The sequence below is a fragment of the Paenibacillus lutimineralis genome, assembly GCF_003991425.1.
Taxonomy (GTDB): Bacteria; Bacillota; Bacilli; order Paenibacillales; family Paenibacillaceae; genus Fontibacillus; species Fontibacillus lutimineralis.
In genome coordinates, this window is record NZ_CP034346.1 from 1,329,013 (window position 1) to 1,342,563 (window position 13,551).

General features: G+C 38.5%; 15 protein-coding genes and 2 pseudogenes. 15 read left to right on the forward strand and 2 right to left on the reverse strand.

The features are described 5' to 3' along the window. Window positions 1-22 precede the first annotated feature (22 nt). The 11 genes and pseudogenes from EI981_RS05610 (at window position 23) to EI981_RS05650 (ending at window position 8,284) form a co-directional block, all read left to right on the forward strand. Window positions 23-781: pseudogene (locus EI981_RS05610) on the forward strand (IS5 family transposase). Window positions 782-1,261: 480 nt separating this feature from the next. After that, on the forward strand, window positions 1,262-2,062 hold the full coding sequence (locus tag EI981_RS05615) for a hypothetical protein (protein ID WP_126996187.1): 801 nt from the start codon (window positions 1,262-1,264) through the stop codon (window positions 2,060-2,062). A 308-nt stretch (window positions 2,063-2,370) separates the two neighbouring features. Beyond that, entirely contained in the window at window positions 2,371-2,700 is a 330-nt protein-coding gene (locus EI981_RS29395) for a hypothetical protein (RefSeq protein ID WP_227011872.1), read from the forward strand. A gap of 29 nt (window positions 2,701-2,729) precedes the next feature. Further along, window positions 2,730-3,098 (forward strand): DUF2399 domain-containing protein, encoded by a 369-nt coding sequence (locus EI981_RS29400; RefSeq protein ID WP_237172644.1) that lies wholly within the window; start codon window positions 2,730-2,732, stop codon window positions 3,096-3,098. Window positions 3,099-3,171: 73 nt separating this feature from the next. After that, complete coding sequence (locus EI981_RS05625) at window positions 3,172-3,918, forward strand: hypothetical protein (protein ID WP_126996189.1); 747 nt, start codon at window positions 3,172-3,174, stop codon at window positions 3,916-3,918. A gap of 318 nt (window positions 3,919-4,236) precedes the next feature. Beyond that, window positions 4,237-4,566, forward strand: a complete 330-nt coding sequence (locus EI981_RS05630; RefSeq protein WP_227011874.1) for a VOC family protein — start codon at window positions 4,237-4,239, stop codon at window positions 4,564-4,566. A 311-nt stretch (window positions 4,567-4,877) separates the two neighbouring features. Then, entirely contained in the window at window positions 4,878-5,135 is a 258-nt protein-coding gene (locus tag EI981_RS05635; RefSeq protein WP_126996193.1) for a hypothetical protein, read from the forward strand. 16 nt (window positions 5,136-5,151) lie between these two features. Beyond that, window positions 5,152-5,496 (forward strand): retropepsin-like aspartic protease, encoded by a 345-nt coding sequence (locus tag EI981_RS05640; protein WP_227011875.1) that lies wholly within the window; start codon window positions 5,152-5,154, stop codon window positions 5,494-5,496. 339 nt (window positions 5,497-5,835) lie between these two features. After that, window positions 5,836-5,931 (forward strand): competence inhibitor ComI, encoded by a 96-nt coding sequence (gene comI, locus EI981_RS29405; protein WP_227011709.1) that lies wholly within the window; start codon window positions 5,836-5,838, stop codon window positions 5,929-5,931. 447 nt (window positions 5,932-6,378) lie between these two features. Then, on the forward strand, window positions 6,379-7,494 hold the full coding sequence (locus EI981_RS05645; RefSeq protein WP_162616096.1) for a phosphotransferase family protein: 1,116 nt from the start codon (window positions 6,379-6,381) through the stop codon (window positions 7,492-7,494). Between the two features lie 100 nt (window positions 7,495-7,594). Continuing rightward, window positions 7,595-8,284 (forward strand): MOSC domain-containing protein, encoded by a 690-nt coding sequence (locus EI981_RS05650; RefSeq protein ID WP_126996197.1) that lies wholly within the window; start codon window positions 7,595-7,597, stop codon window positions 8,282-8,284. Window positions 8,285-8,518: 234 nt separating this feature from the next. On the opposite strand, the gene EI981_RS30075 is transcribed toward EI981_RS05650, so the two are convergent. After that, window positions 8,519-8,602, reverse strand: a complete 84-nt coding sequence (locus EI981_RS30075) for a putative holin-like toxin (RefSeq protein ID WP_220687457.1) — start codon at window positions 8,600-8,602, stop codon at window positions 8,519-8,521. 456 nt (window positions 8,603-9,058) lie between these two features. Next, on the reverse strand, window positions 9,059-9,631 hold the full coding sequence (locus tag EI981_RS05655) for a hypothetical protein (protein ID WP_126996199.1): 573 nt from the start codon (window positions 9,629-9,631) through the stop codon (window positions 9,059-9,061). A gap of 186 nt (window positions 9,632-9,817) precedes the next feature. Between EI981_RS05655 and EI981_RS05660 the strand changes: the two genes are divergently transcribed. The 4 genes and pseudogenes from EI981_RS05660 (at window position 9,818) to EI981_RS05670 (ending at window position 13,546) form a co-directional block, all read left to right on the forward strand. Continuing rightward, the gene (locus EI981_RS05660) at window positions 9,818-10,012 is read left to right on the forward strand and encodes a hypothetical protein (protein WP_126996202.1); all 195 of its coding nucleotides are present in this window, start codon (window positions 9,818-9,820) and stop codon (window positions 10,010-10,012) included. Between the two features lie 109 nt (window positions 10,013-10,121). Then, window positions 10,122-10,214, forward strand: a pseudogene (locus EI981_RS30195) (hypothetical protein); the annotation flags it as partial. A gap of 48 nt (window positions 10,215-10,262) precedes the next feature. Further along, complete coding sequence (locus tag EI981_RS05665; protein WP_227011876.1) at window positions 10,263-11,000, forward strand: DUF2628 domain-containing protein; 738 nt, start codon at window positions 10,263-10,265, stop codon at window positions 10,998-11,000. Window positions 11,001-11,290: 290 nt separating this feature from the next. After that, window positions 11,291-13,546: a polymorphic toxin type 28 domain-containing protein gene (locus EI981_RS05670; protein ID WP_227011710.1), complete on the forward strand. Its 2,256-nt coding sequence runs from the start codon at window positions 11,291-11,293 to the stop codon at window positions 13,544-13,546. Window positions 13,547-13,551: the final 5 nt, after the last annotated feature.

Sequence of the window (13,551 nt, forward strand, 5' to 3'; positions counted from 1 at the left end):
GAAAAAAGACTGGAGCATCATCATGATTCAAAGATGGTATGAACTAAGCGACGAACAATGGGAACAAATTAAGGGCATGTTCCCTACATATCAAACAGGACGTCTAATCGCACCATGTTTAATGCCATTCTTTGGATTGCTCGTAGTGGTGCCGCTTGGCGTGACTTGCCAGAAGAACGTTATGGTTCATGGAAACGGCCTATAGTCGTTTCTGCAAAGGAGAGATACGGGATTACTTATCGCCATCTTCCAAGCACTTCAGGTAGAACCTGATTTTGAAAACTTGAGTATAGATTCTACATCGATTAAAGCCCATCAACACAGTGCCGGTGCTAAAAAAACGCAGAAGCGCACGAAGTAAATCAACACATCGGTATCAGTCGTGGTGGAAAGACCACCAAACTTCATATTTTAGTTGATGGATTAGGAAATCCCTTACCTTTCTTCTGACGGGTGGTCAAGTCTATGATTTCGTTCCAGCGATCGATTTACTTCAGGAATTTGATATTAGGGGAAGCTATATTCTTGGCGACAAAGACTATGGCTCAGAAGCTTTTCGAAAATGGATTACTGTCAACAAGCCTCCAATGTCATTCCACCTAAAGCAAATAGTCGAAATCCATGGAAAGTCGATTGGTATTTGTACAAAGAACGCCACTTGGTTGAGTGCTTTTTCAATAAAATCAAACACTTTCGCCGAGTGGCTACTCGTTATGACAAGCTAGCCAAGTCATTCTTGTCGTTTGTATACGTGGTTGCCATTTTTAAATTTACTCAGTGATGAGTTTTCAGACACGTCCTAGTAGAATAATTAAAAAAAATCTACGGACTGAGAATAACCAATTAAAGTATAAAATAAATGAACTTTATCAATCTCCAATAATACAAGTAATTGGTTTAATAGGTATTATCGGTACGCTACTATCTTTAATACCATTAATCCGTTCATTACTTAAATAGCAGCAATTTGAGTAGACTTTCTTAGTAATAGCTTTTACTTAAGGAAGTTTTTTGTTATGAGTGGGAAATCAAAGCAGTCGTTGGCATCAGCTAACACCATATTCACGCATCGGGGCGCTGCCCCTCGACCCGGCCGAAGTTAGAAGTGAATTCGAAGAGGTATTTCAGTAGAAGGGAAGCATAGTCAGCCGGACACATTCGCACCACCTAACCGCATTCGCGGCTGTCCCTTCGGGACTTAAGGTGGTGGGACGTCTTGAATACATAACGTTAGCCGAAATTAACTTGAAAGGATGAGATAATGAAAATATTCAAAAATACTAAAGAAATGATTGCTATATTACTGACATTAGCAATAGGTTACAAAGTAATTTCATCAAACATAACTATTAGTGAATTATCAATACCCGACAACATAACAAATATACTATCACTTGTATTAGCGATATTTTCTGTTTTGTTATCTGCGCTTTTCTACTTTAAAGCAAATGAAACAAGCAATAACTTTTATAATAATACTTATCAATTTACAAAAGATATTTCAGAGAAAATTGGAAGAATTGAAGAGCGGTTTGGTAAAGATTTAAGTAATATCGAAAAAAGCTATTCTCGGATGTTAGATAAAATAGATAGAACACCACTCTTTAAGTCTATTGAGGAAGAAATTGAAAATAAAACAAATAATCAAATAAAGCTTGTTAAAGAAAAAGAAGAGATTATAAATCAGCTTATTCAAGGGGCAGATATCAGTCAAGAAGAGAAACAAAAAATAATAAATCAACTTAGAAGTAAAGAAGAAGAGTTAGCTGATTTGAAGGGGAAATTGTATGAATTGGAAAATCAATTAGACCTATTCAAAAATAAATTTTGGTTAGGTCCTCATACAAAAAATATTGTTGATTATATAATAAAAGGAATGATTAGTAGAGGTGAGATACCTGAGAATTACAAGGATTTTCTTAAGATAGTTGAAGGTAAAGTTCAAAACTTGAGTGAGAGAGAGTTAAGATTATTAATAGTTGAGGGGTTATTGACACCAGAATATAATTTATCAAGGATAGGTAGAAAATTGATCATTCAGTCTCTTAAGGAAGAAAGTTAATTTCGGCTAATACCGTATTCACGCTAAGATCGCAAGCGATCCATGGTTAACAAGATGTATAATCATGGAAGAGATCAGACAACAAACGCCCTAGATAATAAGTTCCTTTTTAAGGTACTTCAATCTCCGTCCCAACAGTAATCAGTTATTTTGTACGAATTTTTTCAGGAAAGAGAGGAAACAAAGACAGGAGCTTCCCTTTAGATAGAGATAAGAGACCAGAGTTGTACAGGCATTACAAAGACGGGTAACTTGAACGAGATAACAGCAGTCCACATGCTCTTGATAAAAATAATACATTAGGAAAACTGTTCTGGTATGCACTATATGATATACATAGTCAAAAGATAAATCATAATGGAAATGATAATGATATAACAGTCGTGCCAGAATATTTGTTTGAGCGTCAAATTTATAGAAATTTTGATATCCTTGATGATGATGTTAGTTCTATTTCCCATGTTTTCGCACCTAATCTTATAAGGGGGACTTCTCCTCGAACCTTAAATCTACGAGAAATCGAGGAGATGGACGAGTTCCCTAAATACCCGTCATTGTATATTATTGAGAACCCGTCCATTATCTCTTTTTTGGTAGATGAAATAATTCATTATCTTAATCTAACAAATTATCGATAGAGCAGCTTCCAATAAGCTTTCCAGTTCTCTTGTGTACGATAGGACAATCGAGAACTGCTTCCAAGGTATTTATTAAGAGATGTCTAGAATCAAATCCAAACTGCTCTATTTATTATTCAGGTGATCTTGATGTTCCAGGTATTCAGATGTTGAAAGGAATGAAAAAAAAATTCTTTCCAGCGCAATTCTATGCATGGCGAATGGATCCTTCAATATACCTTAAGTATGTTGAACCTAAAAGTAATTTTCTATCTGAAGAGGATTTAAAATATCTTAAAGCTTCTGAAGGTGGGTTAGAAAAAGAAATGGTGGATTTTAGGGCTAAGGTTTATCAAGAGTTATTTGGTAAGGAGTTAAAAGAGGATTGGTTTCAGGCGTTATCTGAGACTATTAAATAGGTTACGACTACTACCTAAACTGAAAGTCTTGTCAATCAACTGATTACCTTTGATTTTGCAAAGGAGGTTCTGTATGAATGACCCACATGTGAATTTTTTAGAGTACCATTTAGAAACAGATGATGAAATTGAATATATAGAAGATACCGAACTTAAGTTCGAAAACGAAGACTTTGATATGCATTTGAAAAATGGTGTTTTGATTTGTAGTTTAAAGAAGCACTTTTCAGAAGTCAAAGAAGCAAGAGAAGTGGTAGAACAGTTATTAAAGTCTTGGGAGATAGATGTAGCTTTAAGAATTGGAACAGGGGAGTTAAGTTTTAAGTTTCATTATGCTGATGTCATCGATAGATCGCCCCAAAATGACAAAATAATAGACTTAGGAACTGTTAGCTTCAGCGGTAGATCAACGTTCACAGCAAACTTGAATATAGTAAGAGGAAATTATCCGAAAGTTCCTACAGATTTTTTGGCAAGCACAAATGTCGAGATATTATGGGCAAGATACAAAATGTATCTTGATGGAAAAGATCAATTACTTAGCATGGCTTATTTTTGTCTAAGCTATATTGAGGGACTTGCAGGTACAAGAGGGAAGGCCTCAAGTAAGTATAAGATTAATTTGGATGTATTGAATAGACTAGGAAGCCTTTCTTCTGAAAAAGGAGATGTGTTATCTGCAAGAAAAGGAAAAACGAATTCATTTTTACCAATAACAGATGATGAGAAACATTGGATTGAAAATGCTGTAAAAGTGATCATTCGCCGCATAGGAGAATATGAGGTGGATCCAGAGAATTTATCTGATATCAAACTTTAAGAGATTGTAAGGTAATGAGAATCGAGAATTTCTAGCAGAACATATTGATCAGGATAAATCGTACGAACTTCTTGCCACTGCATAAAATTCACCCCGTCCTTAATATCCATCTAAAGGAAATATATCATGTTTTGAGAAATAAGAGAGTTAGAGCAGCTTTCAATTAAAAAGGTTCGTAGATTCAATCGTATTTTGTGAATTTGCGAAGTTCGTGAATGTTACGTTATCTGAAAGATCAGCAAGGGCTTGAACACATAAAAACCAAAAACCATTATCAAAGAAGGAGAATAACAAATAAGCGAGAGATTTATTGAAAGAATCGATGCTGTTTTTTTACCAGTAAAAAACCTTGAAGAATCATTAAAATGGTACACTGATATTTTTGGTTTTCCACTTCGTTGGAAAAATAAAAGAATGGCAGGAATGGCGATTGCACCTAATTGTGGGTTTCATATTGTTGAAGTAAAGGACTATGAACCGCAGAAGGGATACACTCCTTTTAATTTTGTTGTTAATAATGTTGAAGAGATTAGAAATAAACTTAAAGGGAAGAAAGTAAAAGTATCTGCAATTAAGACAAGTGAACCCGTGAGATTTGACTTCATTGATATTAATGGAAATGCCATCAGTGTAATACAACTAAATTAGAAGAGTTTTCAAGCAATTCGGTGATGGCTGATCCATCAGATAACACAGTATCTACGCTGCAGGCTACACTCTCGGTTCGCAAGATGAGGTGGACGGGGAAGTTGTTTCAGCTCACAACCCTGCGAGGCTTAGTCCGTTGGACCCAGTCGCTACGCTCCTTTAAGCCTCTCGGGTTCGTAGATACAAAAAAGTTATATGAAATCAGCGGAAATAAGGTGAAATAGTAAAAGTATTTTGAGAACGCTCGACTATAAGTATGATAAAACTAAGATTGAAAGAAGAATTAGGGCGAATTTGTAGGAGGTAGAACGATGAAATGGCAAGAAGTAAGAGAACTCTTCCCTGACCAATTTGTTCTGGTTTCCATACTTAATTATCATGAAGAAGGCAATAAAAAAATAGTAGATGAAGTTGCTCCAATTCGCTCAATACCCGAAGAAGATGCTAATAAAGAGTTTTTCCAAGCAAAACCAGGGAATTTAGTATACCATACTTCAAATCAAGACTTCGTGATTCATCTTCGCCGGGATCCATTAGTGAGAGTGAGACGTAATAGTAATGAAAATTAACTATGACAGATAGTTAATTACGACATCACTTACCGTTACATTCAGAGGACGAGTATTGAGAATAGAAGATGTAGTTATAGATACAGGATCTTCGCATACTATAATCAGTCCTGATATTTTAGAGGAAATCGGTGTGACCTACGAAACAGGAGACTGTATTTACGAAGCATACGGGATTGGCGGAAGCATTCCTTTCTATACCAAAATTATGGACAGGATTGAAATAGGTGCAAGAATCATTGAAAATATAGAAATAGATGTAGGCATTCTGCCTAAGGATCATAGAGGGCTACTTGGATTAGATATTCTGAAACAACAAAATTTTATTATTGACTTGAAAACATTAGAATTACGAAATTGAATAATAGATTGGAAAGAGAATTTATAAGCGAAATCGAAGATGTCGCCGAAATCATATAACAAATGCATCTATGCTGCAGGGCATTTGCCCCTTGGGTGTCAGGTGAGCAAGCATAGAAGAGTATTCAGGCAACACACGACCCGACCTAAGATAAGAGCTATCTAAGGTCGGGTCGCGTCATAGATACAGTGACGTTATATGACAGCGATGCAGGATAAAGACTGTAAAACAAATAAAAAGAAATGTGAGAACACTTGTACGCAGATATGAATGAAGGTAAAATATAACTACAATTGAATCTTGGGTGGGCATGGTTTCCCTTCGAAAGGAGGTGAAGCCATGGAAGTTAAGGATGCATTAACGATTATGTTCCTATTTGGATCATTTATTCTTGCTCTTTTAACTTACATTAATAATAACAACAAGAGAAAGTAAAAACCCACCCCAAGGTTACCAGCCGAAGGTGGGTTTTCGTTCTTAACTGACTAAGAAGGGAATTCCTATCCAAGCCAATTGTACTGACCAAGTGTTCACCGCACTTGGTCTTTATTAACTTTATAATAACACATGTAAAAACATGTATCAAAACAATATTGAAAAACGATAATAAATGACTTACTTAAGTAAATCAAGGAAGGCATCTCCATCATATAACACAGTATCTACGCCGCGTCGCTTTCACTCCTTGATCTGCTGAGGAATTTAGAGGAAGCGGAAAATCAGCAGACAACCCTGCAAGGGTAAGTGGCGAAGCCACCCAGTCGCATACGCTCCTTTAAGCATAATTTAACGATGATTTCAAAAGCAATTACGCATTTTTCTTTTAGAAATGACGATCAGAATATTGTCTGAAGAATTTTAGTGGGAGGGATGATTTTCAAAATGATAATATACAATAACACAAGCTTACCTATAGAGAAAAAAGTAGATCAACTCTATGCTTGTATTCATAAGATGATCGGTGAGAATGGTTTTAAGATAGATGCCTTCACGTGTGACGCTTTAGAAAGTGAAACTCTGAATTTTACTACAAAAGGTATTTATCATTTATACGGTTTCCTTGAAACTAATAATGAACAACTACCATGGTCTATTATTCTAAAAGTAATCAAGCCAGATAGTGAAGAAAAGGATGATATCAAACATCACAATTACTGGCGCCGGGAAGCGCTTTTGTTTGAATCCAACCTCCTTGATCATCTTTCTGAATATATCAAAGCTCCGAATACTTATCTTGTTGAAGAACAGAATGATGGGACTATCTGGTTATGGATGGAGCGGGTAAATGGACATTTTGCTCATTCAAAGGAGCAATTCAATTTTATTGCTCATCGACTTGGCATGTTTAACGCAGAGTATCTTACTGCAAAAGCATTACCCGACGAAAAATGGGTCTGCAAAAATTGGCTTAAATCGTGGACAACCTCAAGTCGAATGTATGCACCTAACCCAGAGCCATACATATTCAAGTTACAAGATGAAGAGATAAAGTATATTTGGGAATGGTTCAAGAGACTGACTGAAGAAATAAATGAAAAGTTGGCTTCTCTTAGCAATTTGCCACATGTGTTAGCACATCAAGACTTAGGACAAAAGAATATGATTTTAACTTCAAACGATCAACTGGTGCTCATTGATTGGCAGTTTTTGAGTATCTCAGGTATTGGAGAAGATCTCGGTAAGATGTTTGGCGCAAATATGAGCCTTGGGATCATTCCTACAGATCAATATGAAACTTATCGAGATTCTTTGTTCTACTCCTATATTAAAGGAATGAGGGAATTGGGGTGGGAAGGGGATGAGAGGTTAGCTAGATACGGTTATTGTATAAGCACCGCTTTACGAAGCGTCTGGGAAGTACCTCAGCTCTGTTCTTTAGTTGCCCAGCTTGAAAGTGACCCAACTAATCCTAAACTCCAAGAGAGGGTATATCAGCTAAAACAAATAATCAATATTCATAAAGCAATGGACCATGAAGCGGAATCATTAAAGGATTGAGATTTTTTAGCTTCGGGCAAGCGACCATACTCAGTAACCTGGTATATAATAGAGACAATAGCTTTTTTATTTCAAATGAGTAATTTGAGGTGATTCCTAAATGGAAAATGGCAAAATCATATCCATCAACATAGGTAAACCCATACAAGTGCAGTACAACAACAGAGAAGTCTCTACAGGCATATTCAAAACCCCTAGCGATGAACCACTGTTCTTGACCTCAGTCAACTTCGAGGGAGATGGTCAGGCAGATCTTGTTCACCACGGGGGCAGGGAGAAAGCCGTCTGCGTGTATCCCTATGAGCATTATCCCTATTGGGAAAAGGAATTGAATATGGGGCTGAAATACAGCGCATTCGGTGAGAATTTAACGACCCAAGGTTTGCTGGAGACGGAGGTTTGTATCGGCGATATTTTTCAGCTAGGAGAAGCGGTTGTGCAGGTGAGTCAGCCCAGGCAGCCATGCTTTAAATTGTCTGTAAGATATGGGGCGCCCGACATGCCGCTGAAGGTGCAGGAAACCGGCTATACTGGCTTTTATTTTCGCGTGCTTCAGGAAGGGCTTGTATCGAAGTCGGATAGTCTGATTAGAACGAGCTGCCATCCGAAAGGAATTACTGTTTCCTATGCTAACTACATCATGCACAGGGACAAGAATGATACTGAAGGGATTAAGAAGATTCTTGAAGTAGAAGAACTCTCGACCAGCTGGAGAAAAACATTTGTGAAGCGTCTGGAAGGAACCGCAACGGATACCAAGGAAAGACTGACAGGTAATCAGGGTGAGTAGTGCCACTTTTCGTGATATAAACATATCATACATTATTAAATAACTACGGGAAAAGTAAGAACCCACTCCTAATCAAGAAATCCCCCTGTAAAAGCGTTATAAAATGAGCTATAATAAGGTAAGAATAAGTAAGGAGCCGTGCGGTAACACGACTCCAGTGTGCAATAACTGCATAAAGAGCAGACGGCCACAAAAGATGGGTCGGAAATAGACCGTTATCCTAGGTAGGGCGGTCTATTTCTTTTTCATGTAGGTGAGCAATGCCAGAATGAACATGCCGAACATGAACATTAAGGAAAGTGCATCTTTAACCTCCATGGGCATCACCTCCCTTCTGGGAGATTAGCCGACCGCCCTTATAGCCGTATATGTACTCTAAAATTATAACATAATGAACAGAATAAAAGTGAAATAAGAACTATAATAGCTAAGTGAGTAAATAATAGAATTATGTAACATAACCCCCTTTAATCCTCGTATAACCAATTTTAATCTACTTTCCTAACATCATATTCATGCATGGGCTTGGTCCTCGGTCCGTCATCCGATCAATAATATTTGTGCTTTTATATTTTTATTAGTTTTTTTAGGCTTGCCAAGTCCATTTTAAGGTTGAAAGAGATTATAATGGTGAAACGATTACACTGGAGTCGAAATATAGAGTGCAGGAAGAAACAAGAGAGATTAATAAATAAAACCCCAACATATTTGGAGAAGTCAGGATTCATTTTAGCATTATCGATCCTTTCAGGTGAAATACCGTAAGCTTAAAATTCAAATCGCAATTATTTGAATTTCGGAAACGGGGGACCATTTCTTGGTATCCATGTCTTTAAAGTACACTCTAATGATATAATTGTCCTTTGTACTAAAGGTGTAGGTGAAATTTTCCGATCTGAACCAGAAATATTCCGTTGAATCTTTAATCTGCTCAGAACTTATTGTTTCTGTCTTGCCAGCAGGGCTAGTTATTGTAATTTTCAAATCAGAAATTTTTGTTTTTAAATTATCTACCTGTACTAAAGTAGAGAATGTAACACGATTATTGCTTTTAACTTTGCCAAAAACTTGATCATTATTATCTAGCAAAACTAAGTTAACATTAGGTTTGTAGATTCGAACTGTTTCTCCCAACTCGTCCGAGGAAAATAATGCAAACAAATCCTCAGACAGCTGTTCAGTAGACAGTAAAATATCTCCATTAATTATTAATCCCTCTCGTTTTTGAAACACATTATTTAAATAAAATGAAATTTCAGATTTGTTAACTGCTGCAAACAGAATTGTCCCACTTTGTAGAATCATAAAACATAGTAATAAAAAAAATATTTTCTTGATCTTTTTCAATACTTTTTCCTCCTATGGCTTGATTATCCTGTTTATACCTATAACTTACAAATAAGTTGCTATTTTTCTGGATTTTTTTATTTATGCACCCAGATAAGAATGATACCGAAGGGATTAAGAAGATCCTTGAAGTGAAAGGCTTTTTTCATAGGCGACCATACGAGTATCTGGAATGGAGGTGAAGCGGTGAACCACCGTGATCAATTAGAACAACAGCAAATCGAAGAGTACAAGAAGAATCCAACCATCAATATGGCTGATTCGATGAACCGCTCGGTGAGCGGCGATTTGGGAGCTATGACAAGAGGAAGCTTCCTGACAAGGATCATAACGACTTTGGTAATCATCGGAGGATTACTTGTTTTCCTATTGCTCAAATAGTGTTTCTGCTTAAGTCAAATTATTTGTTCGTCAAATTATTCCATGATTGTAGTAGAATATAGCTATAGTTCATATAGACTATTACTAATGAGAATTGTCTGTTAAGAACGTGAACAGGCGAACGGTAATATGGGTAGAGGATGGTGATGATTGTTTGGAAGTAAGATATTGTTCTTCATGCGGACAAAGTATAAGTACGACCGCCCGCTTTTGCACAAACTGTGGGAGACCTCAAGAGCAACAGGCATATTTGGAGCAGGCTTCTCAAGAGCAAGTGAATCAGCAGCTGACATCACAGCAGGAGGCATACCAGCAGCAAGACAATCAACAGCAATTATTTCAAGACCAGTCGTATCCACAACAAGGTTATCCACAGCAAGCGCATCAGCGACAGGATTATCATAAACAGGGGTATCAACAACAACCATATCAACAACAAACCTACCAGCAGCAAGAATATACGCAACAGGCCTATCCACAACAAGTCTACCAACAACAAGCGTATCAAACCCCAACATGGCAAAATCAACAATCCAACCCTTATAATACACCTGAAGCAGAATGGTTATGGTTATATTCCCATAGTGATAAATATGTTGAAAAATGGATTAAAAATTCAAAATGGAACTGGGCGTCCTTTCTTTTCTTTCCGTTTTGGGCGGGGTATCGGAAAATGTATGCCGAGTGCGCGATATATGCAGCCATCTTAGTCGGGCTGGCCTTCATTGAACTATTATTAGGCTTTTCACTTAAGGGTGCCTATATCGGAATCTATATTTTATGCGGAACATTAGGAAATAAACTATACTATCAGAAAGCTCAAAAAGAGATTGATCATATCCTGGCTTTACATGGGGATCATGAGCTCCGTCGCAGCTTGATTTACCAAAAGGGTGGAACCTCTGGCTGGGGCATTGTCTATGGAATTGGTATGATTCTAATTGGCGTCATTATAGAGATCCTTATGGAAGAGGGATTTTATTATTGAACATGGTTAATACATAATTGGAATAAGTGTTGGAAAAGGACAGGACAGTTCTCAGAATGAGGATTGTCCTTTTTTTGCGGCTCACTAAGCTATGCTAATCATCAGTAAGCCCTACAGGGAACTAGAGCGAGAAGTATGGCAGATAGTCTATGTAGGAGAATATTGTATCATTTTATACATATTGGTAGAATGAATGTAAAATAACCCCGTTTAACCCTCATATGACCATCGAATTTTATACTACTTTCCTAACATCATGCGAATCCAGAAGAATATAGAGTAATTAGTGAGTGTACAGGAGGTGCCCTTCCATTCAAAAGATAGATCTGGATCGACTTGACAATTTGGCTAAAGTAGTGGAGCATTTGCGACAGACAATGGAGCAGGAAATCATCGGCATGTCCAAGGATGTAAATTGTCTGCTCCAAAATACAGAAGCGAATTACTCGGAGTATTATGTGCGCACGGCTACTCAAGATGCGGCAAGTCTGCTCCGGGAGATTGAAATGCTGGCACGGCGATTGGATGATCAAATGCGTGAAAAGGTAAGCGGCCTGAAATATGCCGTAAGTCAATATGCGCAGACAGACAAGCAAGTGGAGAAATTGGCTCAAACCCAGCCTTCCTCGTCTTTGTTCAATCATAAATCTCCGTTTCTAGCCGCACAGTGGTCAGATATCACAGGAAATAGTCTGTATGGACCTGCGAAGTCCACTACTTCAGAGCCGTTCCCATTCCCCAATTTCTTCGAACAACTTGAGGCTTTTCAGCGGCAAGGAATTATGGATCGTTTAGCTCCCTTCCAGGAAGATTCGCGAATTGCTGCTCTTCTACAAACGATGCAGAACCAAGATGCCTTCGCCCAGAAACTCGCCCAAGCAGAACTAACCAAAATCGCTGAGGCATTTACGGAAATCGCCCGTAGTCAAAAGGCCTACGTCGTCTATCAGGCTTATGGCCAGCGTGAGTACATGGAGTCGGCTCATCAATATGCCGAAGCCCAACGGAAGAAGCTCGAAGAAATGGGCGTATCGGACGAGTGGTATAAAGAAGGCATTGATCTGAGTGATTTTTATCAAGGTGGGTTTCTTAAGGCCTGTAGATACAATCCGTTAAAAAATGACCGATCACTCTTGCTGGATGATGAAGAGATTAGGGCTTTGTTGGAGCAGGGGATGTTGGGAGAAGTTGAATTGGATGTGCTTCGTCAGAAATATGACGAGCTGGAAGTCAAGGTACTTCACCGTCTGCAACTCGAGCAGCAGTTGGAGGAATATAATCGCTTGGTCGCCGAGGAAGATATCCGAAAGATGCAGCAGCTTCTCAAGGATATGAATCTATATCATGGAGAAATCACCGGGAAGTATGAACAAGAGCTGCTAATTGCTATAGCTGGATATCAGTATATTGCCAATAATCACAGTACCATGTTTGCCGTGTGGCGTGAATTAAGCGGGTATCATGATGGTAAGGAATTTGAAGTAGACGGATTGATTACGAAAGAGCTGCTGGAGCTAGCGAATGCAGAAAGAGGGTTAGGATATTGGAATGATCCCAATGTGAAAGCCAGTGGACTAGGTGTGGCGCTGACATCGGTAGGAGTCGGAGATGGAATCGTTAGTCAGATTTGGGATGAAGGAAGCGGGCTTTTGAAGCAAGCCTGGTCCGTCAATCCGACCAATCCGAAATTCTGGACAGAGACGGTACCAGGATATTATGATTTAGCCAAGGCGATCACAAATGGGGATATCACCCTGGAAGATATCAAGGAAGCACTGAAAGAAGGGGCCACAGAAGAGTTCGTGGTTCCTTTCCAGGATATCTGGGATTTGCAGGGGAAGATATTGAGTGGAAAAGCCAGCTATGAAGAGAGCGAGCGATATGGACGCGCCTTAGTCAAGGCCTTTTTGGCTCTGACGCTGGTGGAAGGAGCAGTTAAGTCAGGAGTTAAGATATCTGGCAAACTGAGCAAGCAGCTCTCCGAGCTATTGCCCAAGCTGAATGGTGGTGCCGTGGCGGTTACCGAGGGTGGAACTAGATTCCGAATTCCTGATGGTTACCACATCGATACCCCTGACCTTCCCAAGACGGATACACAACGGCAGTTTATTGAGTTTCAGAGGCAGCAGGAGCCTAGAGGGAATGCTGGGGGGACGGGTAATGGTGGTAGAATAATCTCAAGTGTTGATGATTTACCAGATGTTACAAAGTCTAAAATCACTACTAGTCAGAGGGCTACATTGAATCAACAGGAAAGAACATATTCACATTTAACCGAAATGGATTTAAAAGGAGCACAGAGAGACTTAGATGGTAACCCTGTTCCAAAACCAGGGGGAGGTTTCTATGATCATGTTCAAGAAGTGTCTGATGCGTATCGTGGTTTAGTTGATTTGAAAAGAAGTTGGGAAGGGGTGCTTAAAAACCCTAATTTAGATACAGAACTTAGACAACTTTATACGTCAAAGTTGAATGAGATAAACGCTACGATGAAAAAAATAGAAGATATGTTTGCTCCCCATGGGGGAGTGTATCCACCAAAATAATGATT